This window comes from Variovorax paradoxus (assembly GCF_000834655.1).
Classification (GTDB): Bacteria; Pseudomonadota; Gammaproteobacteria; order Burkholderiales; family Burkholderiaceae_C; genus Variovorax; species Variovorax paradoxus_F.
Window position 1 is genome coordinate 1 of sequence record NZ_JXQQ01000034.1, and the last position, 22,559, is coordinate 22,559.

The window sequence follows — 22,559 nt, forward strand, 5'->3', positions numbered from 1 at the left end:
GCGCCCGCCGCGGCGTCGCCGCCGGCGCCGCCCTTCTGCGGCTTGGCAAGCCACACGAGCGGAATCAGCAACAGGAACAGGATCGCCGACGCATAGAAGATGTCGTTCGTCGCCAGCATGTAGGCCTGCTGGTCGACCAGGCGGTTGATCTGCCCCATCACCTGGTCGGTACTGAAGCCGCTGCCGGTGAGCCCGGACATCGCGCTGGTGGCCGCGTTGTTGCCTTGGTTGATGGTTTCGGCGAGCTGCGCGTGGTGCAGCGTCGCGCGGTTGTCCCACAGCGTGGTGGTGAGCGAAGTGCCCATCGCGCCGGCCGTGATCCGCAGGAAGTTCGACAACCCCGATGCGGCCGGAATGCGGTCGGGCGTGAGGCCCGACAGCGTGATCGTGACCAGCGGGATGAAGAAGAACGCCATCGCGATGCCCTGGATCACCGTCGGGATGATGATGGTGACGAAGTCGGCCTGCGTGTTGAAGTTAGACCGCATCCACAGCACCAGCGCGAACACCAGGAACGAGAAAGTCGCGTAGCGGCGCGGATCGATCTTCGCCACCGTAAGGCCCACCACCGGCGAGAAGAAGATCGCCAAGAGACCCACGGGCGCCATGATCATCCCCGCCTGCGTCGCGGTGTAGCCCATCCACTGCTGCAGCCACAGCGGCAGCAGCACCACGTTGCCGAAGAACAGGCCGTAGGCCACGGCCGTGGCCACGGCGCCCGACCAGAAGTTGCGGCGCTTGAAGAGCGACAGGTCCACCACCGGGTGCTTGTCGGTCAGTTCCCAGATGAGGAAGAACGCGAAGCCGACCACGGCCACCACCGCCATCGTGATGATCTGCGGCGAGTGGAACCAGTCGAGCTCTTTGCCCTTGTCGAGCATCAGCTGCATCGAGCCGACCCACAGCACCAGCAGCGCGAGGCCGATGGCGTCGATCGGCACCTTGTGCGTGGTGCTCTCGCGCTTGCGATAGAGCGCCCAGGTGATGGAAGCCGCGACGATGCCCACGGGAATGTTGATGTAGAAGATCCACGGCCACGAGATGTTGTCGGTGATCCAGCCGCCCAGGAGCGGCCCCATCACCGGCGCGACCAGCGTGGTCATGGACCACATCGCCATCGCCAGGCCCGCCTTGGCCTTCGGATAGCTCGACAGCAGCAGCGTCTGCGACAGCGGAATCATCGGACCCGCGACGAAGCCCTGCAGCGCGCGGAACAGGATGAGCGTGGTCATGTTCGGCGCGAGGCCGCACAGCAGCGAGCTGATCATGAACAGGATCACGCTCGCCATGAACAGGCGCACCTGGCCGAAGCGTTGGGTCATGAAACCCGTGAGCGGCACTGCGATGGCGTTGGCCACCGCGAAGCTGGTGATGACCCAGGTGCCCTGCGTGGTGCTCACGCCCAGGTCGCCCGAGATGGCGGGCAACGACACGTTCGCGATCGACGAGTCGAGCACGTTCATGAAGGTTGCCGCAGACAGCGCGATCGTGCCCCACACGCGGGCGGAGCCCTCGAGCGGTGCGTGCGCTATGTAAGCGGGAGCGGCGGTGGCCATTGCGCGTGCTTTTTCAGTTCAAGCGAAGCGGGCAACGATCAACCGGGCTGGCCCTGCGCTGCGACCTGCGCGCCGGTGGCCGGAGCCCCGGCTGCGGGCGTGCGGCTGGCCGGTGCTGCAGCGGCGGTGGCTGGTGCGGCGCGGCCGAGATTGGCCGCGACGATGCGGTCCACTTCGGCATCGGCGCCGCGGTCGAGTTGGCTGTAGACCTGCGTCTGCGTGAGCGCGCTGCCGCGCGGCGCGTCGGCGAGCATCTTGCCGCTCTTGGAAGTGATGTCGATCTCGGCGTCCATCGACAGGCCGATGCGCAGCGGGTTGGCCTTGAGCTGCTCGGGGTCGAGCGCGATGCGCACGGGCACGCGCTGCACCACCTTGATCCAGTTGCCGGTGGCGTTCTGCGCGGGCAGCAACGCGAACGCACTGCCGGTGCCCACGCCCAGGCCGGCGACCTTGCCGTCGTATTCGACCTTCTTGCCGTAGACGTCGGCCGTGAGCTTCACGGGCTGGTCGATGCGGATGTTGCGCAGCTGCACTTCCTTGAAATTGGCATCCACCCACAGCTGGTTGAGGGGCACGATCGACATCATCGGCGTGCCGGCCGAGACGCGCTGGCCGAGTTGCACGGTGCGCTTGGCCACGTAGCCATCGACCGGTGCCGGCATCGCGACACGCTGCGTGGCAAGGTAGGCCTCGCGCACCTTGGCTGCGGCGGCCAGCACGCTCGGGTGCTGCGCGACGCTGGTGCCGTCGGTCAGCGACTGGTTGCTCACCAGCGCTTCCTTGGCGGCGACCACGCCGGCCTGCGCGGCGGCGAGCTGGCTCTTGGCCGTATCGAGCTGCGTTTCGGCGTGGTTGAGTTCTTCCTTCGACACGGCGCCGTTGCCCGAGAGCGCGCGACGGCGCTGCAAGTCGTCCTGCGCCTTGGCGATGTCGCTTTGCGCCTTGACGATGTCCGACTGGCGCAGCGTGACCTGCGCGGCCAGCGAGCCGTTGTTGGCGTAGAGCGTGCGCACCTGGCGCACGGCCTGCGCGAGCGCGGCCTCTGCCTGCTCGAGCGAGACCTTCGCGTCGGCCGGGTCGAGCTGCACCAGCGGCTGGCCGGCCTTCACGAAGTCGGTGTCGTCGGCGTTGATCGCCATGACGGTGCCGCCGATCTGCGGCGTGATCTGGATGACGTTGCCCTGCACGTAGGCGTTGTCGGTGTCCTCGTAGTGGCTGGCGACCAGCCATTCGTAGAGGCCCCAGCCACCGCCCGCGACGATCACCACGGCCGCAAGGGCCGTGAGCGCGCGGCGGCGCTTGCCGTTGCCGGCGGGCGCTTCGGGGGCAGCAATAGCTGTGGGGGCTGCGGAAGCAGCGGGCGTCGGAGTGTTGTTGTCGCTCATGATGAATTTCTTTCCGATAACGAGGGAGTCGGGAGCCGGGTCAGTTCGGTTCTCTGTTCAGTTCAGTTGACTGCGGCCGTCGGGGCCGATGCCGTGGCCGTCGAGGTCGACGGCGGCTGCCAGCCACCGCCGAGGGCCCGTGCCAGGCCCACCTGGGTGTCGAGGGCGCGCGCGGCCAGATCGACGGCCAGACGGCGCTGCGCGAGCACCGCGGTCTCCGCCGTCAGCACGTTGAGGTAGTTGCCCAGGCCGGCGCGGTAGCGCTGCACCGCGATGTCGTAGGCGCCTTCGGCAGCCGTTTGCGCGGCGCGCTGTTCGGTCTGCTGGCGGGTGATCGACTGGGCGCTCGCGACCTGGTCGGCCGCATCGCGCACCGCATCGATGACGGTGGCGTTGTAGCTTTCGACCGCCACGTCCAGGTCCGCCGACTTGCCGCGCAGGTTGGCACGCAGCCTGCCGCCTTCGAAGATCGGCAGGCTGATGGCCGGGCCCACGCCCCACTGCTCGCTGCCCGACTTGAGCAGCTTGCCAAAGCCCAGGCTCTGGAAGCCGACGAAGGCCGTGAGGTTCACGTTGGGATAGAACTGGGTCTTGGCATTGGCCACGTCGGTGGTGGCCGCCTCGACGCGCCAGCGGGCGGCGGCGATGTCGGCGCGGCGGCCCAGCAGGTCGGCGGGGATGTTGGCCTGCAGCGCCATCGGCTTGACACCGGCAAGCACCGGCGGCTTGAGAGAGGCGGACACGTTCGGCTGGCCGATCAGCGCATCGAGGGCGTGCTGCTGCAATGCAATCTGCTCGTTGAGCGCTTCGATCTGCTGGCGCGCTTCGGGCAGGCCACCTTCGCTCTGGCGCAGTTCCAGGCGGGTGTCCAGGCCGGCGGAGACGCGGTCGCGCACGAGCTTCAGGGTTTCGTCGCGCTGGGCGAGCGTGCGCTGCGCCACCGTGAGCTGGTCATTCAGGCGCGCCCACTGGAAGTAGCTGCGCGCGACGTTGCTGGCCAGCAGCACGCGTGCTGCATCGGCATCGGCCGCGGCGGCGTTGGCGGCGCCGAGGGCGGTGTCGAGCGCAGTGCGGTTCTTGCCGAAGAAGTCGAGCTCCCAGCTTGCGCCCAGTTGCAGCAGACCGATGTTCTGCGTCGAGCCGCCGAGCGGTGCGGGGTAGATGTAGTTGCTGTTGAACTTCTGGCGGTTCAGGTCGAGATCGCCCTTGACCTGGGGCTTGAGCGCTGCACCGGCGATGTCTGCCGAAGCCTGCGCACGCGCGAGGCGGGCCTGCGCGACCTGCAGGTTCGGGTTGCCGGCCACGGCCTGGTCGATCAGCGTGTTCAGCTGGGTGTCGCCGAAGGCGAGCCACCACTGGGCGTCGAGCCTGGAGACAGGCGCTGCGGCGCTGTCGGGCGCGATGCCGAGCGACGATGCATCGCGCAGCCTGGCTTGCGAGCCGATGCCCGCCATGTCGGCACAACCGGCCAGCGCGACCAGCAGCAGCGCGGCTGCCACGACGGGAGTGCGACGCACAGCGCGCACGGCGAGGGAATCATTCATTTTTATCTCCACGGGCCGCGAGGGCCTGCGCGTTGTCGAGGATGCGGCGCAAGTAGCCCTTGAGCTGCTCCCATTCCTCGGTGGTGAAACCTGCCAGGTGCTCGTTCTGCACGCGGCTGAGCACGTAAGGCACTTCCTTGGCGGCGGCCCGGCCTTCGTCGGTGAGTTCGATGTTGACCACGCGGCGGTCTTCGAGCGAGCGCACCCGGCGGCACAGGCCCTTGGCTTCGAGGCGATCGAGAAGCCGCGTCATGGCGCCGGTGTCGAGCTCGCAGGCCCGGGCCAGCTCGGCCACCGTGGTGGCCGCGCCGGTGTGCAGCTTGTACAGCGGCACCCATTGCGGATAGGTCGGGCTGCCGGGCTCGCACATGCGGGTTTCTACCGACTGCCCCACCGCCGTGACGATGCGGCGCATCAGGTAACCGATGCTGTCCTCGGCACGGTAGTTCTCCGCCCGATAGAAGACAGGCGGCCGACGCACAGCGTCATCGGGGTCCGATGAGGCCTTGGGGGTATTTGCATCGCTCATGGGCCGAAATATTAGCTGCCATGGCAGTTATTGTCAAGGCTGCCTTTGTAGGGGCAAGGGTTCGGTAGAATCCGCGCCCATGGCTTCCTCCCCACCGTCTTCCATGGCCAAGGGCTCGCCCCGGTCGCTGTCGGGCCTGAGCCCCTTCCTTCGTCCCTATCGCGTGCAGATCGTGCTGGCGGGCGTTTTCCTGGTGATGGCGGCCATCACGACGCTGGCTTTTCCGCTGGCGCTGCGCAGCCTGATCGACGGCGGGCTGATCAACCCCGACAAGGGTGCCCAGACCATGGCGCTGCGCGAGCACTTCGGCGCCCTCTTCGCGGTGGCCGTGGCGCTGGGCCTGTTCTCAGCCGCGCGCTTCTATACGGTGAGCTGGCTGGGCGAACGCGTCACCGCAGATCTGCGCAACGCGGTCTACGGCCACGTGCTGCATCAAAGCCCGGCCTTCTTCGAGACGACGCAGACGGGTGAAGTGCTCTCGCGGCTGACGGCCGACACCACCCTCGTGCAGACGGTCGTCGGGTCCTCGCTGAGCATGGGCCTGCGCAACGCTGTCATGGGCGTGGGCGCGCTGGCCGTGCTGGTCTGGACCAATCCCTATGTGATGGTGCAGGTGTTGGGCATCCTGGTGCTGGTGGTGCTGCCGAGCATGTGGTTCGGCCGGCGAGTGCGCAAGCTTTCGCGGGCGAGCCAGGACCGCGTGGCCGACTCGAGCGCCATCGCCGCGGAAGTGCTCAATGCGATTCCGGTCGTGCAGAGCTACACGGCCGAGGGGCGCGAGGCCGCCCGCTTCGACGCCTCGACCGAGAACGCCTTTCGCACCGCCGTGCGCCGCACCAAAGCGCGCTCGGTACTGGTGGCCTTCATCATCATCGCGACCTCGGCGGCGCTGCTCTGGGGCCTGTACCAAGGCACGCAAGCCGTGCTGCGCGGCGACATCACGGCCGGGCATCTCGGCCAGACCGTGGTCTACGTGGCCATCCTCGCAAGTGCGACGGCGGTACTCGGCGAGGTGTACGGCGACCTGCTGCGCGCAGCCGGGGCCACCGAGCGCTTGATGGAACTGCTGCACGCGCCGGCTGTCATCACCTCGCCGCCGAACCCGACGGTCACACCGATCCCGGCTGCGGGCAGCACGATCAAGCTCGACGCGGTGACCTTCCACTACCCATCGCGGCCCGGCACGCCGGCGCTGCGCGACTTCAGCCTCGACATCGCGCCCGGCGAGACGGTGGCGCTGGTCGGCTCCAGCGGCGCCGGCAAGAGCACGGTGTTCCAGCTGCTGCTGCGCTACTACGACCCGCAATCGGGCCAGTTGCTGCTCGACGGCGCGCCGCTCGCGTCGCTCGCCCTGCCAGACCTGCGCACCCGCATTGGCCTCGTGCCTCAGGACGCGGTGATCTTCTCGGCCAGCGCGTTCGAAAACATCCGCTACGGCCGGCCCGAAGCCACCGCCGACGAAGTGCATTCGGCCGCCCGCGCTGCGTTCGCGCACGACTTCCTGACAGCATTGCCCGAGGGCTACGACACCTTCCTCGGCGAGCGCGGCGTGCGCCTGTCAGGTGGCCAGCGCCAGCGCATCGCGATCGCACGCGCGATCCTGAAGAACCCGCCCTTGCTGCTGCTGGACGAGGCGACAAGCGCACTCGATGCAGAGAGCGAACGCATGGTGCAGGCCGCGCTTGAGTCGGCCATGGAAGGCCGCACGACGCTGGTCATTGCCCACCGCCTCGCGACCGTGCAGAAGGCCGACCGCATCATCGTGCTGGACCACGGCGGCATCGTCGAACAGGGAACGCACGCGGCGCTGGTGGCGCAAGGCGGGGTCTACGCCCGCCTGGCCGCGCTTCAGTTCACAGCCTGAGCAAAGCCTGTTACTGCAGCGTCTCTTTGAGCGCTGCGGGCATCGGCAGCGGCATCACCGCAATGCCTTCGTCGAGCAGCGCCTCGGTCTGCTCGGGGGTTGCCTGCCCACGGATGCCGCGCTCCTCGGCTTCGCCGTAATGCATCTTGCGAGCTTCCTTGGCAAAGCGTTCGCCGACGTCTTCGGTCTTTGCGATGACCTCGCGCACGGCACGCATCCAGCGAGCTTCAGGGGAGAGTTGTTGAGCCGACACCTGCGAGGGCGCGGCGGGCGCCGCTTCTGCAGGCGCCTTCGCATTGCCGAGATTGAGGCGCGGCGCGCTCAGCAGCTTGACGATGGCTGTGTCGCCGCAGACCGGGCATTCGACCAGCCCGCTCGCCAACTGGGTCTCGAATGCCTCGTTGGACGCGAACCAGCCTTCGAAGCCATGGCCATGCGTGCAGCGGAGATCGAGAACCTTCATGCGCGGATTATCCCGCGCCGCCTTGCGAAGCCGCCGCCTTCCAGTCGAGTGCCCATGCGCCCGAAAGGACGTTCTGCAGCCAGAGCGTGCAGGTCAGCGTCTTGGCGTCGGTCACCGTGCCGTCGCCGCACCAGCCGGCCAGCTCCTGCGGCGTTGCGGTGAACACGTCGAGGAACTCGCCGTGGTCGAGCTGCCGCTCGCCGAGCGAGAGGCCCCGCGCAAAGTAGATGTGGATGATCTCGGTCGAGTACGCCACGGCCAGGTGCATCGCACCGGCATGCGCCCACTCGCGCGCAGTGTAGCCGGTTTCCTCGAGGAGTTCGCGCTGGCCGCAGACCAGCGGATCTTCGCCCGCATCGAGCTTGCCGGCTGGAAATTCGACCATCACATGGCCCACCGGGTAGCGGTACTGCCGCTCCAGTACCACGCGCCCATCGTCGAGCAACGGAATCACCACCACCGCGCCGGGGTGCACCACGTATTCGCGCGTGGCGTTGTGGCCGTCGGGAAGGCGAATGGTGTCGCGCTTGGCCTGCAGGAACTTGCCTTTGAAGAGCTCCTCGCTGCTGACCAGCTCTTCCTTCAGGTGTGAATCAGCGATGGGTGATGTCATGTCGGTCAGTGCCTGTGTTTCATCAGGTAGCGCCAGGTGAACCCCGGGAAGGCCAGCACGATGAAGAGCGCGCCGGTCACAGCGTAGAACTCCCAGCCCTGTGGCGAGATCTGGCCTGCCCTGCGTTCGAACAGCAGGCCGATGCCACCGGCAATGAAGTACATCACCACCAGCTCGACGAAGCGGATCGCGAGGGACTTTCGCTTTGTCGGCAGCGACACAGCGCCGAACAGGCGCTCGTTGAAGAACGGCAGGTTGGCGGCCAGGAGCGCCACCAGCAGGACGACCCAGACCGACGCGGTTTGCGACACCGTAGGGCCGGCCGCGTCAGTGGGCCAGCGTGGCCGCGATGGCGTCATAGCACAGCGTCATCAGACCGCCGGGCAGTACGCCAAGAATCAGGATCAGTGCGCCGTTGATCGTGAGCACGGTGCGCACGTCGAACGAAGCCGACACGGTGGTGGCCGTGACCGGCGCATCGAAGTACATGACCTTAACCACGCGCAGGTAGTAGAAGGCGCCGACCAGCGACATCATCACGGCGAACACCGCCAGGCCGATGTAGATGGCCTGGCCCGAGGCGATCAGCGCCTGCAGCACGGCCAGCTTCGCGTAGAAGCCGACCAGCGGCGGGAGACCCGCCAGCGAGAACATCGCAATGGCCATCACGCCGGCGTACAGCGGGCTGCGTTGGTTGAGACCGGCCAGGTCGGTGATCTCTTCGCTTTCGAAGCCTTCGCGCGCCAGCAGCAGGATGATGCCGAAGCTCGCCAGCGTGGTCAGCACGTAGGTCACGATGTAGAACATCGACGCGCTGTAGGCGGCCTGTGCGTTCTGCGTGCCCTGCAGGTCAGAGCCGGCGACCAGGCCCAGCAGCATGAAGCCCATCTGCGAGATGGTCGAGTACGCCAGCATCCGCTTCAAGTTGCTCTGCGCGATGGCGGCGAGGTTGCCGATCAGCAGCGAAGCGATGGCCAGCACGGCCAGCATCTGCTGCCAATCGATCGCCAACGGCTGCAGGCCATCCACCAGCAGGCGGATGATGATGCCGAAGGCGGCCAGTTCCGGCGCCGCGCCAATGAGCAGCGTGACGGCCGTGGGCGCACCCTGGTAGACGTCCGGCACCCACATGTGGAAAGGCGCCGCCCCCACCTTGAATGCCAGGCCGGCCACGATGAACACGAGACCGAACACCAGCACCTGGTGGTTGACCTTGCCGGTCGAGATCGCCTTGAACACTTCGTTCAGGTCGAGCGAGCCGGTCGCGCCGTACATCATCGACAGGCCATACAGCAGGAAGCCGCTGGCCATCGCGCCGAGCACGAAGTACTTCATCGCCGCTTCGCTGGCCACCGCGTTGTCGCGGCGCAGCGCCACGAGCGCATAGCTCGAGAGCGTGAGCAGTTCCAGGCCCAGGTAGATCTGCAGGAAGTTGCTGCCCGAGATCATCACGAACATGCCCAGCAGCGCGAACATGCTCACGGTGAACAGTTCGCCGCCGCGCAGCATCTCGCGGTCGGCCGCATACGGGCGGCCGTAGATCAGGGTGACCATCAAGGCGATGGTGGAGAAGCACTTGAGCCAGTTGCCCATCGAGTCGCTCACAACCATGCCGCCGAAGCCGTACGAGGTCTTGCCGTCGAGGGCAGCCATGCCGGTGAGCACGGCCACCACCAGCAGCGTGAGCAGCGTCAGCACATAGGTGCGGGTGCGACGCGGGCTCGTGTCGGACAGGTCGACCAGCGCAATGATGCAGGCCATGACCAGCAACACGATTTCGGGGTAGATCGTGACCCAGCTGAGTTTGTCAATCATCTCGTTCTCTTGTCTTCAGCGTGGCATCAGGAGGGCAGCTTCGAAATCGCCACATGGCGAAGAAGCTCAACGACCGAGGCGTCCATCGCATCGGTGAAGGGCTTCGGATACAGGCCCATCCACAACACGGCGATCGCCAGCAGCGACAGCATCAGGAACTCGCGGGCGTTGATGTCGGTGAGCTCCTTGACGTGGTCGTTGCCGACCGGGCCGAGGTACACGCGCTTGTACATCCAGAGGGTGTAGGCGGCGCCGAAGATCAGCGCGGTGGCAGCTCCCAGGCCGATCCAGAAGTTGGCCTTCACGGCGCCCAGGATCACCATCCACTCGCCCACGAAACCGGCGGTGCCCGGCAGGCCGCAGTTGGCCATGGCGAACAGCAGCGCGAACGCGGCGAACTTGGGCATGGTGTTGACCACGCCGCCGTAGTCGGCGATCTGGCGCGAGTGCACCCGGTCGTACAGCACGCCGATGCCCAGGAACATCGCGCCCGACACGAAGCCGTGGGCAATCATCTGCACGATGCCGCCGGACACGCCGAGCTCGTTGAAAATGAAGAAGCCGAGCGTCACGAAGCCCATGTGGGCGACCGACGAATAAGCCACCAATTTCTTCATGTCCTGCTGCACCAGCGCCACCAGGCCCACGTAGATCACCGCGATCAGCGACAGCGCGACCATGAGCCAGGCCCATTCGTGCGAGGCGTCGGGGGCGATGGGCATCGAGAAGCGCAGGAAACCGTAGGCGCCCAGCTTCAGCATGATCGCGGCCAGCACGGCGGAACCGCCGGTGGGCGCCTCGACGTGCACGTCGGGCAGCCACGTGTGGACCGGCCACATCGGCACCTTCACCGCGAATGCTGCGAAGAAGGCGAAGAACAGGAAGGTCTGCGCAGTCGATCCCAGCGGCAGCTTGTGCCAGGCCAGGATGTCGAAGCTGCCGCCCGACTTGTTGTACAGGAAGATCAGCGCCACCAGCATCAGCAGCGAGCCGAGCAAGGTGTAGAGGAAGAACTTGAACGCCGCGTAGATCTTGTTCGGGCCGCCCCAGATACCGATGATCAGGTACATCGGGATCAGCGTGGCTTCGAAGAACACGTAGAACAGGATGCCGTCGAGCGCGGAGAACACGCCGATCATGAAGCCCGAGAGGATCAGGAACGCGCCCATGTACTGGTTCACGCGCTCGGTGATCACTTCCCAGGCCGAGATCACGACGACGACCGTGATGAACGAGGTCAGCAACACCATCCACAGCGACAGGCCGTCAAGTCCGATGTGGTAGTTGACGTTGAAGCGGGAGATCCAGCTCGTCTTCTCGACGAACTGCATGGCGGCGGTTCCATTCTGGAAGCGCGTGAACAGCGGCACCGTGACCAGGAAGCTTACGATGGCACCGACGAGCGCGACCCAGCGCACGCCCTTGGCATGCTCTTCGCGGCCAAACGCCAGCAGCACGGCGCCGAATGCGATCGGCACCCAGATGGCAAGGCTCAACAAACCCATTTTTCTTTTTCTCCAGCGTTCGGGCTCAGCGTTTGAACCAGACGAAGTACGTCATCAGGATGAAGATGCCGAGCAGCATCGCGAAGGCATAGTGATAGATGTAGCCCGACTGCACCCAGCGCACCACGCTGGAGACACGGCCGATCACTTTCCACGAACCATTGACCACGGCACCGTCGATCAGGGCCTGGTCGCCGCCCTTCCACAGGCCCGTGCCGAGCAGGCGCGCACCGCGGGCGATGATGTTCTCGTTGATCCAGTCGAGGTAGTACTTGTTCTCGAGCAGGTTGTAGATGGGGCTGAAGGCGCGCTTGATCGCAGCCGGCAGCGCCGGATTGATCATGTACATGTAGTACGACAACACCACGCCTGCCAGCGCCAGCCAGAACGGCGCGGTCTGCAGACCGTGGATCGCCATCGCGACAGGACCGTGGAACGCTTCTTCCAGTTCCTTCATGGCATGGTGCTTGGCACCGTCCACGAATATCGCCTGCTTGAAGAACTCGCCAAAGAGCATCGGCTCGATCGTCATGAAGCCGATCACCACCGAGGGGATCGCCAGCAGCACCAGCGGCAGCCAGACGACCCAAGGAGATTCGTGCGGCTTGTGGGCGTCATGGCCGTGGCCGTGATCGTCGTGGCCATGGGCATCGTGCGCATGGTCGTCGTGGTGCGCGTCCGGGTTCTGGTCGTAGCGTTCCTTGCCGTGGAACACCAAGAAGTACATGCGGAACGAATAGAACGCCGTGATGAACACGCCCGCCAGCACCGCGTAGTAGGCGAAGTTCGCGCCCCACAGGTGGCTCTCGTGCACCGCTTCGATGATGCTGTCCTTCGAGTAGAAGCCTGCGAAGAACGGCGTGCCGATCAGCGCGAGCGAACCCAGCAGCGAAGTGATCCAGGTGATGGGCATGTACTTGCGCACGCCGCCCATCCATCGGATGTCCTGGTTGTGGTGCATGCCGATGATCACCGAGCCCGCACCGAGGAACAGCAGCGCCTTGAAGAACGCGTGCGTCATCAGATGGAACACTGCGACCGAGTAGGCCGAGGCACCGAGCGCCACCGTCATGTAGCCCAGCTGCGAGAGCGTCGAGTACGCGACCACACGCTTGATGTCGTTCTGGATGATGCCAAGGAAACCCATGAAGAGCGCGGTGATTGCACCGATCACGAGGATGAAGCTCAGGGCCGTGTCGCTCAGCTCGAACAGCGGCGACATGCGCGCCACCATGAAGATGCCGGCCGTCACCATCGTGGCCGCGTGGATCAGCGCGGAGATGGGCGTCGGGCCTTCCATGGAATCAGGCAGCCACACGTGCAGCGGGAACTGCGCGCTTTTGCCCATCGCGCCGATGAAGAGGCAAATGCAGATCACGGTGATCAGCATCCACTCGGTGCCGGGGAACGTGATGCCGGCCAGCGTGTTGGCCTTGGCGAAGGCTTCGCCGTAGTTCAGCGTGCCGGCATACGCGGCGATCAGGCCGATGCCCAGGATGAAGCCGAAGTCACCCACGCGGTTGACCAGGAAGGCCTTCATGTTGGCGAAGATGGCCGTGGGCTTGTTGAACCAGAAGCCGATCAGCAGGTACGACACCAGGCCCACCGCTTCCCAGCCGAAGAACAGCTGGAGCATGTTGTTGCTCATGACGAGCATCAGCATCGAGAAGGTGAACAGCGAGATGTACGAGAAGAAGCGGTTGTAGCCGTCGTCTTCTTCCATGTAGCCGATGGTGTAGATGTGCACCATCAGCGACACGAAGGTCACCACGCACATCATCATGGCGGTGAGGCCGTCGACCAGGAAGCCGACTTCCATCTTCAGTCCGCCGACGATCATCCACTCGTAGAGCGTCGCGTTGAAGCGCGCGCCGTCTACCACCACGCTCTTGAGCGTCATGGCCGAGATGATGAAGGCGACGAGCACGCCGAGGATGGTCAGCGAATGCGTGACCTTGCGGCCGATGTGATTGCCGCCGAACTTGGTGCCGAAGAGGCCTGCGACGGCGGCGCCGACCAGGGGTGCCAGCGGCACGGCCAGCAATGTGGATGCGGAAAGCGTTGAACTCATACGTTTGTTCTTTTCAATGGCTCCAGGGCATCACATCACGCGTGCACCACCCAGCGGCTGCCGCAGAACCGGCTTTGCCGGGCTGCTGGCAGCGCCCCCGATGGGGGTTGGCGAAGCGACACGAAGTGCGCGAAGACTGGGGGATCATCCTTTTAACGAGTTGAGCTCGTCGACGTTGATGTTCGACTTGTTGCGGAACAACAGCACCAGCAACGCGAGACCGATGGCCGACTCGGCCGCGGCCACGGTCAGGATGAAAAACACGAAGATCTGTCCGTGCATGTCGCCCAGGTAGTGCGAGAAGGCCACGAAGTTCATGTTGACTGCCAGCAGCATCAGTTCGATGGCCATCAGCAGCACGATCAGGTTCTTGCGATTCAGGAAGATGCCGATCACCGACAGCGCGAAGAGCATCGCGCCGAGCGAGAGAAAGTGTCCGAGCGTGAGCGTCATGCCTTGTTTTCCTTTGCCGCGTCAGCCGGCACCGCCGGGGCTGCTTCCGCCACAGGCTCGGCCGCACGCGTCACCGGCATCTGCACGATGCGCACGCGGTCGCGCGCCTTCACGCGCACCTGGTCCGACGGGTTGGTGTACTTGCTGTCCTTGCGGGTGCGCAGCGTCAGTGCAATGGCGGCCACGATGGCCACGAGCAGGATGACCGCGGCAATCTCCAGCGGATAGAGGTATTCGGAATAGAGCAGCTTGCCCAGTTCCATCGTGTTCGAAGTATTGGCCGAGGTGACCGCCATGGCGCGCGGCGCCTCGCCCAGGCGGAAACCGCCCATGAGCACGGCCGCCATTTCGAGTGCGATCAACGCGCCAACGCCGGCCGCAAGCGGGAAGTGCTTCCAGAAGCCCTGTCGCAAGCTGTCGACGTTGATGTCCAGCATCATCACGACGAAGAGGAACAGCACCATCACGGCTCCGACGTACACCAGCACGAGCGAGATCGCCAGGAACTCGGCGCGCAGCAGCAGCCAGATGGCCGAAGCCTGGAAGAAGGCCAGCACCAGGTACAGCGCGGCGTACACGGGGTTGCGGGCGGTGATGACGCGGAAGGCTGCAAAGAGCAGCACCGCGGCAAATAGATAGAACAGACCGGTCTTGACGTCCATTGGAATTCGAGTGGGTACGGGTTTCGGGCTGGACGGATCAGCGGTACTTGGCGTCGGCCGCCTTGTTCGCTGCAATTTCTTTTTCGTAGCGGTCGCCCACAGCCAGCAGCATGTCCTTGGTGAAGTACAGGTCGCCGCGCTTTTCGCCGTGGTATTCGAAGATGTGGGTCTCCACGATCGAATCGACCGGGCAGCTCTCTTCGCAGAAGCCGCAGAAGATGCACTTGGTCAGGTCGATGTCGTAGCGCGTGGTGCGGCGCGAGCCGTCGTCGCGGACATCGGACTCGATGGTGATCGCCAGTGCCGGGCAAACGGCTTCGCAGAGCTTGCAGGCAATGCAGCGCTCTTCGCCGTTTTCATAGCGACGCAGCGCGTGCAGGCCGCGGAAACGCGGCGACAGCGGCGTCTTCTCTTCCGGAAACTGCACCGTGATCTTGCGGGCGAAGGCGTACTTGCCCGTGATCGCCAAGCCCTTGAACAGTTCGAACAGCATGAAGCTGCCGAGAAAATCCTTGAGCGAGAACGGTGCGGACGGTGTTGCGGTGTGCGCAGCAGACATGATGTTGGCGCTTCCAGTTATTTCCAGATGTTGAACGGCGTCTGCATCCAGCCACCGACCACGACCAGCCACACGAGGGTGACGGGAATGAAGATCTTCCAGCCCAGACGCATGATCTGGTCATAGCGGAAGCGCGGGAACGTCGAGCGCACCCAAAGGAACATGGTGACCACGCAGAAAGTCTTGGCACCGAGCCAGATCCAGCCGGGAATGAAGCTGAGGAACTCGAACGGTGGCAGCCAGCCGCCGAGGAACAGCACCACGGTGAGGATCGAGACCAGCCACATGTTGGCGTACTCGGCCAGGAAGAACATCGCGAAGCTCATGCCCGAGTACTCGATCATGTGGCCCGCGACGATTTCCGATTCGCCTTCCACCACGTCGAACGGGTGGCGGTTGGTCTCGGCCAGGCCCGAGATGAAGTAGACGACGAAGATCGGCAGCAGCGGCAGCCAGTTCCACGACAGGAACCCGACGCCCATGTTGGCGAAGATGCCCTTGCCCTGCACGTTCACGATCTCGCTCATGTTCAGGCTGCCGGTGACCATCAGCACCACGACGAAGCAGAAGCCCATCGCGATCTCGTAGCTCACCATCTGGGCCGAGGCGCGCAGCGCACCCAGGAATGCGTACTTCGAGTTCGAGGCCCAGCCGGCAATGATCACGCCATACACCTCGAGCGAGGTGATGGCCATCACGAACAGGAGACCCGCGTTGATGTTGGCCAGTGCCACGTCGGGGCCGAAGGGAATCACGGCCCATGCGGCGAGCGCCGGCATGATGGTCATGATGGGGCCGAGCAGGAACAGGCCCTTGTTGGCGACCGTCGGAAGAATGATTTCCTTGGTCATCAGCTTGAGCGCGTCGGCGATCGGCTGGAGCAGGCCCAGCGGTCCGATGCGGTTGGGGCCGATGCGGATTTGCGTGAAGCCGATGGCCTTGCGTTCCCACAGCGTGAGGTACGCCACGGCCAGCATCAGCGGAATCACGACCACGATGATCTTGATAAGCGTCCAGATCACGGGCCATGCCACGGCCGTCCACCAGCCTGCGGCGACCAGCCCCTGGCCGAAGCCATGAATGGTGTCGATCATGCCAATGCCTCCTCGGCCTGACCTGATGCGACCGGAGCGGTCGAAGCGTTGCGCGCATCGGCCGTCAGTTGCAGCGACGGCGCACGGCGCACGATCGAGTCGAGCTGGTAGATGCTCGCGACCACGGGTGCAGGTGCGGCGCCGTTGGATGCGACGGCGTTTGCGGCCGTTGCGTTGTTCAGGGCGTTGGCCGGAAGCGCACCGGCCTCTCCCACCGTCCTGAGCACGTCGGCGGTCGATTCGAATGCGAAGCCGGGCAGGCCCAGCAGGTTCGCCAGCACGCGCAGCACCTTCCACGCCGGGCGCGCTTCGCCTTGCGGCTTCACGACGGCATGGAAACCTTGCAGGCGGCCTTCGGCGTTGACGAAGGTACCGGGCGTTTCGGTGAACGGGGCGATCGGCAGCAGCACGTCGCTGAATTCGAGGTTGGCCTTGAACGGGCTCAGCGTGACCACCATCTGCGCATTGCCGATGACATCGGCGGCGGCAGCACCGGCGGCCGAGTCGAACACCGGCTCGGTGTTCAGCAGCAGCACGGCCTTCAGGCCGGAGCCGGCAGCGAGCATGCGGCCAGCATCGAGGCCGCCATTCTTCGGGAAGGCGCCGACAAGCTGCGCACCCACGGTGTTGGCGGCTTCGGTCAGGTAGCCGACGGTTGCGCCGGTCTGCGCGCCGATCCAGTTCGCGAGAGCCAGCAGGCTGCTGGCTTGTGCGTGGTGGGCAGCGGCGTTGCCGAGCAGGATGGCCTTGCGTTCGCCGCTCAGCAGCGATGCTGCAGTGGCTTGTGCAGCGGCATCGGGTTCGTTCTTCGGTGCGAGCGGTGCAGCAGCGCCGTTGGTCTTGCCGATGGCAGCGGCGACTGCGGCCAGCGCTTCGACCCACTGGTCGGCTTCGACGATGGTCGACTGCGCCACGTTGATGGCCCAGGCGTCGCGGTCTGCCATGAGGCTGGACGACGTGATCACCGACAGCGCGGCACCCTTGCGCACGGCCTGGCGAATGCGTTGTGCGAAGAGCGGGTGCTCCTTGCGCAGGTTCGAGCCGACGACCAGCGCGCGCTGCACTTGCGTGAGCGAGGCGATCGAGGTGCCGAGCCAGCGCACACCCTCGAACGCGGCGAATTCGGCGTTGCGCAGGCGATAGTCGATGTTGTCGCTGCCCAGTTCACGCGTGAGCATGGCGGCGAGTTGCAACTCTTCGAGCGTGCTGTGCGGGCTGACCAGCGTGCCGATGCTTTGCGCGCCGTGGTCGGTCTTGATCTGCTTCAGACCATTGGCCACGTACTCGAGCGCGGTCTGCCAGTCGACCTGCTGCCATTGGCCGCCTTGCTTGAGCATGGGCTGCGCGAGGCGCTCGGGTCCGTTGAGGGCTTCGTACGAGAAGCGGTCGCGGTCGGCGATCCAGCATTCGTTGACGTCTTCGTTCTCCAGAGGCACCACGCGCATCACGCGGTGGTTCTTGACCTGGACGATCAGGTTCGCGCCGGTGGAATCGTGCGGGCTCACCGATTTGCGGCGCGACAGCTCCCAGGTGCGGGCGCTGTAGCGGAACGGCTTGCTCGTGAGCGCGCCGACCGGGCAGATGTCGATCATGTTGCCCGACAGTTCGGAATCGACCGAGTCGCCGACGAAGGTTTCGATTTCGGAGTGCTCGCCGCGGTGCGACATGCCGAGCTCCATCACGCCGGCCACTTCCTGGCCAAAGCGGACGCAGCGCGTGCAATGGATGCAGCGGCTCATTTCTTCCATGCTGATCAGCGGGCCGACGTCCTTGTGGAACACGACGCGCTTTTCTTCTTCGTAGCGCGAAGAAGAACCGCCATAGCCCACGGCCAGGTCTTGCAGCTGGCATTCGCCGCCCTGGTCGCAGATGGGGCAATCGAGCGGGTGGTTGATCAGGAGGAACTCCATGACCGACTGCTGCGCCTTGATGGCCTTCTCGCTCTTGGTGCGAACGATCATGCCCTGCGTGACGGGCGTGGCGCAGGCCGGCATGGGCTTGGGCGCCTTTTCCACGTCGACCAGGCACATGCGGCAGTTGGCCGCGATGCTGAGTTTCTTGTGATAGCAGAAGTGCGGGATGTACGTGCCCGCCTTGTCGGCCGCATGCATCACCATGCTGCCTTCGGTCACTTCGACCTTCTTGCCGTCGAGTTCGATTTCGATCATGAGTATGTTTCTTCTCGCGCTCAGGCCTGGACGGGCGCCTTCGGGACGTAGCCCGGGATCAAGGCCTCGAACTCGTGACGGAAGTGCTTGATCATGGCGCGCACCGGCATGGCCGCTGCGTCGCCGAGCGCGCAGATCGTGCGGCCCTGGATGTTGTCTGCCACGGAATTGAGCAGGTCCATGTCGGTCGCCCTGCCCTGCCCGTTGTGGATGCGGTCCACCACGCGGTAGAGCCAGCCCGTGCCTTCGCGGCACGGCGTGCACTGGCCGCAGGACTCGTGCATGTAGAAATACGACAGGCGCTTGAGCGATTCGACCATCGAACGGCTGTCGTCCATGACGATCACCGCGCCCGAGCCCAGCATGGAGCCGGCCTTGGCGATGGAGTCGTAGTCCATGGTGCAGGCCATCATGATGTCGGCGGGCAGCACCGGCGAGGACGATCCGCCAGGGATCACGGCCTTGAGCGTCCGGCCCTTGCGCACGCCACCGCACAGCTCCAGCAGCTTGGAGAACGGCGTGCCCATCGGCACTTCGTAGTTGCCGGGCAGCTCGACGTCACCGCTCACCGAATAGATCTTGGTGCCGCCGTTGTTCGGCTTGCCGCATTCGAGATACGCCGGACCACCGTTGTTGATGATCCAGGGCACCGCCGCGAAGGTCTCGGTGTTGTTGATGGTGGTGGGCTTGCCGTAGAGGCCGAAGCTCGCCGGGAACGGCGGCTTGAAGCGCGGCTGGCCCTTCTTGCCTTCGAGCGATTCGAGCAGCGCGGTTTCTTCGCCGCAGATGTACGCGCCGAAGCCGTGGGCCGCGTGCAACTGGAAGTTGTACGTGCTGCCCATGATCGCTTCGCCAAGATAGCCCGCGGCGCGGGCCTCTTCGAGGGCTTCTTCGAAGCGGTCGTAGCTCTGGAAGATCTCGCCGTGGATGTAGTTGTAGCCCACGCTGATGCCCATCGCGTACGCAGCGATGGCCATGCCTTCGATCACGATGTGCGGGTTGAACTGCAGGATGTCGCGATCCTTGCACGTGCCCGGTTCGCCTTCGTCGGAGTTGCAGACGAGGTACTTCTGGCCCGGGAACTGGCGGGGCATGAAGCTCCACTTCAGGCCCGTCGGGAAACCGGCGCCGCCACGGCCGCGCAGGCCCGAGGCCTTCACTTCGGCGATCACCTGGTCAGGCGTCAGGCCCTCGGTGAGGATCTTGCGCAGCGCCTTGTAGCCACCGCGTGCTTCGTAGTCGGCCAGGCGCCAGTTGGTGCCGTTCAAGCCGGCATAGATCTGCGGCTCGATGTGGCGGTCATGGAAACAGGTCTGGACGCCCGTGGCCTGAAACTGCTGGAGTACTTGCTCGGGTGACATTAAGCGGCCTCCCCTTTGGTCGAGCCACGCAGGCCCTCGATGAGCTGGTCGAGCTTCTCGTTGCTCATGAAGCTGCACATGGTGCGGTCGTTGACCAGCATCACGGGCGAGTCGGCGCACGCGCCGAGGCACTCGCTCTGCTGCAGCGTGAACAGGCCGTCGTCGGTCGTCTCACCCATCTTGATGCCGAGCTTCTTCTCGAGGTGCACGAGCGCGGTGACGCCGTCACGCAGCTGGCATGGCAGGTTGGTGCACACGTTGAGCTTGAACTTGCCCACCGGATGCTGGTTGTACATGTTGTAGAAGGTCGTCACTTCGTGCACGGCGATAGGCGCCATGCCGAGGTAGTCGGCGATCTCGCGCTCGCGCTGCATGCTGATGTAGCCCTCGCCCTGCTGGACGATGGCCAGGCACGCCATCACGGCGGAGGCCTTGCCGGCTTCAGGGTACTTGGCGACCTCGCGCGCAAAGCGCTCGAGCACGTCGGCCGTCAACGGGGCCGAAGGGGCCGCGTCGTGATGATGGGTTGAGGAAGTCATTCGCTCTTTCTCACCTGTCGATTTCGCCGAACACGATGTCCATCGTGCCGATCACCGCGACAGCGTCGGCGATCATGTGACCGCGCGACATTTCGTCGAGGGCGGCGAGGTGCGGGAAACCAGGGGCGCGGATCTTCAGGCGGTAGGGCTTGTTGGCGCCGTCGCTCACGAGATAGATGCCGAACTCGCCCTTCGGGTGCTCGACGGCGGCATAGGCCTCGCCTTCGGGCACGTGGAAGCCTTCGGTGAAGAGCTTGAAATGGTGGATCAGCTCCTCCATGTTCGCCTTCATCGATTCGCGCGCGGGCGCGGCGACCTTGTGGTTGTCGGTGATCACCGGGCCGGGGTTGGCACGCAGCCATGCCGAGCACTGCTGGATGATCTTGTTGGCCTGGCGCATCTCTTCGACGCGCACGAGGTAGCGGTCATAGCAGTCGCCGGTCTTGCCCACGGGCACGTCGAATTGCATCTGGTCGTAGACGTCGTAGGGCTGCTTCTTGCGCAGGTCCCATTCGATGCCCGAGCCGCGAAGCATGGGGCCGGTGAAACCGAGGTTCAGCGCGCGCTCCGGCGTCACGACGCCGATGCCCACGGTGCGCTGCTTCCAGATGCGGTTGTCGGTGAGCAGTGTCTCGTACTCGTCGACCATCTTCGGGAAGCGCTTGCAGAAGTCGTCGACGAAGTCGAGCAGCGAGCCCTGGCGGTTTTCGTTCAGGCGCTCGATGGCCTTCGCATTCTTGATCTTGCTGACCTTGTACTGCGGCATCGCGTCCGGCAGGTCGCGGTAGACGCCACCCGGGCGGAAGTACGCCGCGTGCATGCGCGCGCCGGAGACGGCCTCGTACATGTCGAACAGGTCTTCACGCTCGCGGAAGCAGTAGATGAGCATGTTCATCGCGCCGCAATCCAGGCCGTGCGCGCCGAGCCACAGGAGGTGGTTCAGCAGGCGGGTGATCTCGGCAAACATCACGCGGATGTACTGCGCGCGGATCGGCACATCGAGGCCCATCATCCGCTCGATGGCCAGGCAGTAAGCGTGCTCGTTGGACATCATCGACACGTAGTCGAGGCGGTCCATGTAGGGCAGCGACTGGATGAAGGTGCGCGATTCGGCGAGCTTCTCGGTCGCGCGATGCAGCAGGCCGATGTGCGGGTCGGCGCGCTGGATCACTTCGCCGTCGAGTTCGAGCACCAGGCGCAGCACGCCGTGCGCGGCCGGATGCTGGGGGCCGAAGTTGAGGGTGTAGTTCTTGATTTCGGCCATATCAGTGCAAACCGCCGCCGTAGTTGTCTTCACGGATCACGCGCGGCGTGATTTCCCGCGGCTCGATCGATACCGGCTGGTACACGACGCGCTTCTGCTCTTCGTCGTAACGCATCTCGACGTGACCCGACACCGGGAAGTCCTTGCGGAACGGGTGGCCGATGAAGCCATAGTCGGTCAGGATGCGGCGCAGGTCGTCGTGACCGTCGAACACGATGCCGTAGAGGTCGAACGCTTCGCGCTCGAACCAGGTGGCGGCACTCCAGACGGGCTGGAGCGAATCGACCACGGGCAGGTCTTCATGGGGTGCGAACACCTTCAGGCGTACGCGCTGGTTGAGCGTGATCGACAGGAGGTGCGAGACGACGCAGAAGCGCTCGCCCTGCCACTCGCCTTCGCGGTAGTCGGAATAGTCCATGCCGCAGAGATCGATCAGCTGCTCGAAGCGGCAGCCGGGCGCATCGCGCAGCAGCGTGGCGGCTTCGATGTAGTCGGCCGCACTCACCACCACGGTCACCTCGCCCAGCGCGAGCGTCACGCTCTTGGCCTTGGCGCCGAGCGTCTCGGTGATGGTGGCGCGCAGCACCTCCGGCGAAATTGCAAAGTCAGTCATCGTCGGCAATCTCTCAGGCGCGGGCAATGGTGTTGGTGCGGCGAATCTTCTGCTGCAGCTGGATCACGCCATAGAGCAGCGCTTCGGCGGTGGGCGGGCAACCCGGAACGTAGACGTCGACCGGCACGATGCGGTCGCAGCCGCGCACGACCGAATAGCTGTAGTGGTAGTAGCCACCGCCATTGGCGCACGAACCCATCGAGAGCACCCAGCGCGGCTCGGGCATCTGGTCGTAGACCTTGCGCAGCGCCGGCGCCATCTTGTTGCACAGGGTGCCGGCCACGATCATCAGATCGGACTGGCGAGGGCTGGGGCGGAACAGCATGCCGAAACGGTCGATGTCGTAGCGGGCGGCACCCGCATGCATCATTTCGACCGCACAGCATGCGAGGCCGAACGTCATCGGCCAGAGAGATCCGGTCTTCGCCCAATTCACCACCGAGTCGTAGGTGGTGGTGACGAAACCTTCTTTGAGAACGCCTTCAATGGCCATCGTGATTC

General features: G+C 65.0%; 21 protein-coding genes. 1 reads left to right on the forward strand and 20 read right to left on the reverse strand.

The window, feature by feature from the left end; all coding sequences use genetic code 11:
• The 4 genes from RT97_RS16120 to RT97_RS16135 all read right to left on the reverse strand — a co-directional run.
• Nucleotides 1–1,556 (reverse strand): DHA2 family efflux MFS transporter permease subunit (locus RT97_RS16120; RefSeq protein WP_042579813.1); only part of this gene is annotated, 1,556 nt, incomplete at its 3' end.
• A 38-nt stretch (nucleotides 1,557–1,594) separates the two neighbouring features.
• Nucleotides 1,595–2,941 (reverse strand): HlyD family secretion protein, encoded by a 1,347-nt coding sequence (locus RT97_RS16125; RefSeq protein WP_042579814.1) that lies wholly within the window; start codon nucleotides 2,939–2,941, stop codon nucleotides 1,595–1,597.
• Nucleotides 2,942–3,003: 62 nt separating this feature from the next.
• On the reverse strand, nucleotides 3,004–4,485 hold the full coding sequence (locus tag RT97_RS16130) for an efflux transporter outer membrane subunit (protein ID WP_042579815.1): 1,482 nt from the start codon (nucleotides 4,483–4,485) through the stop codon (nucleotides 3,004–3,006).
• Complete coding sequence (locus RT97_RS16135) at nucleotides 4,478–5,014, reverse strand: MarR family winged helix-turn-helix transcriptional regulator (RefSeq protein ID WP_042579816.1); 537 nt, start codon at nucleotides 5,012–5,014, stop codon at nucleotides 4,478–4,480. The genes RT97_RS16130 and RT97_RS16135 overlap by 8 nt, the downstream gene beginning before the upstream one ends.
• A 79-nt stretch (nucleotides 5,015–5,093) precedes the next feature.
• On the opposite strand from RT97_RS16135, the gene RT97_RS16140 reads away from it, so the two are divergent.
• A complete protein-coding gene (locus RT97_RS16140; protein WP_042579817.1) occupies nucleotides 5,094–6,878 on the forward strand; it encodes an ABC transporter transmembrane domain-containing protein in 1,785 nt (594 codons plus the stop codon).
• Between the two features lie 10 nt (nucleotides 6,879–6,888).
• Here RT97_RS16140 and RT97_RS16145 read toward each other — a convergent pair whose 3' ends face one another.
• From RT97_RS16145 to RT97_RS16220, 16 genes are all read right to left on the reverse strand, one after another.
• A complete protein-coding gene (locus tag RT97_RS16145) occupies nucleotides 6,889–7,341 on the reverse strand; it encodes a DUF1178 family protein (protein ID WP_042579818.1) in 453 nt (150 codons plus the stop codon).
• Between the two features lie 7 nt (nucleotides 7,342–7,348).
• Nucleotides 7,349–7,954 carry an NUDIX domain-containing protein gene (locus tag RT97_RS16150; protein ID WP_042579819.1) on the reverse strand — a complete coding sequence of 202 codons (606 nt, stop codon included), beginning with the start codon at nucleotides 7,952–7,954 and terminating at the stop codon, nucleotides 7,349–7,351.
• 5 nt (nucleotides 7,955–7,959) lie between these two features.
• On the reverse strand, nucleotides 7,960–8,265 hold the full coding sequence (locus RT97_RS16155; RefSeq protein ID WP_042579820.1) for a DUF2818 family protein: 306 nt from the start codon (nucleotides 8,263–8,265) through the stop codon (nucleotides 7,960–7,962).
• A gap of 16 nt (nucleotides 8,266–8,281) precedes the next feature.
• Nucleotides 8,282–9,769 (reverse strand): NADH-quinone oxidoreductase subunit NuoN, encoded by a 1,488-nt coding sequence (gene nuoN / locus RT97_RS16160; RefSeq protein ID WP_042579821.1) that lies wholly within the window; start codon nucleotides 9,767–9,769, stop codon nucleotides 8,282–8,284.
• Nucleotides 9,770–9,795: 26 nt separating this feature from the next.
• The gene (locus RT97_RS16165) at nucleotides 9,796–11,274 is read right to left on the reverse strand and encodes an NADH-quinone oxidoreductase subunit M (RefSeq protein ID WP_042579822.1); all 1,479 of its coding nucleotides are present in this window, start codon (nucleotides 11,272–11,274) and stop codon (nucleotides 9,796–9,798) included.
• 25 nt (nucleotides 11,275–11,299) lie between these two features.
• The gene (gene nuoL, locus RT97_RS16170) at nucleotides 11,300–13,345 is read right to left on the reverse strand and encodes an NADH-quinone oxidoreductase subunit L (RefSeq protein ID WP_042579823.1); all 2,046 of its coding nucleotides are present in this window, start codon (nucleotides 13,343–13,345) and stop codon (nucleotides 11,300–11,302) included.
• 144 nt (nucleotides 13,346–13,489) lie between these two features.
• On the reverse strand, nucleotides 13,490–13,798 hold the full coding sequence (nuoK, locus tag RT97_RS16175) for an NADH-quinone oxidoreductase subunit NuoK (protein ID WP_007837741.1): 309 nt from the start codon (nucleotides 13,796–13,798) through the stop codon (nucleotides 13,490–13,492).
• Nucleotides 13,795–14,460, reverse strand: a complete 666-nt coding sequence (locus RT97_RS16180; protein ID WP_042579824.1) for an NADH-quinone oxidoreductase subunit J — start codon at nucleotides 14,458–14,460, stop codon at nucleotides 13,795–13,797. Before RT97_RS16180 ends, nuoK begins: the two co-directional genes overlap by 4 nt.
• 37 nt (nucleotides 14,461–14,497) lie before the next feature.
• Complete coding sequence (nuoI, locus tag RT97_RS16185) at nucleotides 14,498–15,019, reverse strand: NADH-quinone oxidoreductase subunit NuoI (protein ID WP_042579825.1); 522 nt, start codon at nucleotides 15,017–15,019, stop codon at nucleotides 14,498–14,500.
• Nucleotides 15,020–15,036: 17 nt separating this feature from the next.
• Nucleotides 15,037–16,113 carry an NADH-quinone oxidoreductase subunit NuoH gene (nuoH, locus tag RT97_RS16190; RefSeq protein ID WP_042579826.1) on the reverse strand — a complete coding sequence of 359 codons (1,077 nt, stop codon included), beginning with the start codon at nucleotides 16,111–16,113 and terminating at the stop codon, nucleotides 15,037–15,039.
• Complete coding sequence (gene nuoG / locus RT97_RS16195) at nucleotides 16,110–18,281, reverse strand: NADH-quinone oxidoreductase subunit NuoG (RefSeq protein ID WP_042579827.1); 2,172 nt, start codon at nucleotides 18,279–18,281, stop codon at nucleotides 16,110–16,112. Before nuoG ends, nuoH begins: the two co-directional genes overlap by 4 nt.
• Before the next feature lie 20 nt (nucleotides 18,282–18,301).
• Nucleotides 18,302–19,642, reverse strand: a complete 1,341-nt coding sequence (gene nuoF, locus RT97_RS16200; RefSeq protein ID WP_042579828.1) for an NADH-quinone oxidoreductase subunit NuoF — start codon at nucleotides 19,640–19,642, stop codon at nucleotides 18,302–18,304.
• Complete coding sequence (locus RT97_RS16205; protein ID WP_080898327.1) at nucleotides 19,642–20,181, reverse strand: NADH-quinone oxidoreductase subunit NuoE family protein; 540 nt, start codon at nucleotides 20,179–20,181, stop codon at nucleotides 19,642–19,644. Before RT97_RS16205 ends, nuoF begins: the two co-directional genes overlap by 1 nt.
• Nucleotides 20,182–20,191: 10 nt before the next feature.
• A complete protein-coding gene (locus tag RT97_RS16210; protein WP_042579830.1) occupies nucleotides 20,192–21,445 on the reverse strand; it encodes an NADH-quinone oxidoreductase subunit D in 1,254 nt (417 codons plus the stop codon).
• Nucleotide 21,446: 1 nt separating this feature from the next.
• A complete protein-coding gene (locus RT97_RS16215; protein WP_042579831.1) occupies nucleotides 21,447–22,058 on the reverse strand; it encodes an NADH-quinone oxidoreductase subunit C in 612 nt (203 codons plus the stop codon).
• 13 nt (nucleotides 22,059–22,071) lie between these two features.
• Nucleotides 22,072–22,551, reverse strand: coding sequence for a NuoB/complex I 20 kDa subunit family protein (locus tag RT97_RS16220; RefSeq protein ID WP_007837763.1), 480 nt, complete (start codon nucleotides 22,549–22,551; stop codon nucleotides 22,072–22,074).
• Between the last annotated feature and the right edge of the window lie 8 nt (nucleotides 22,552–22,559).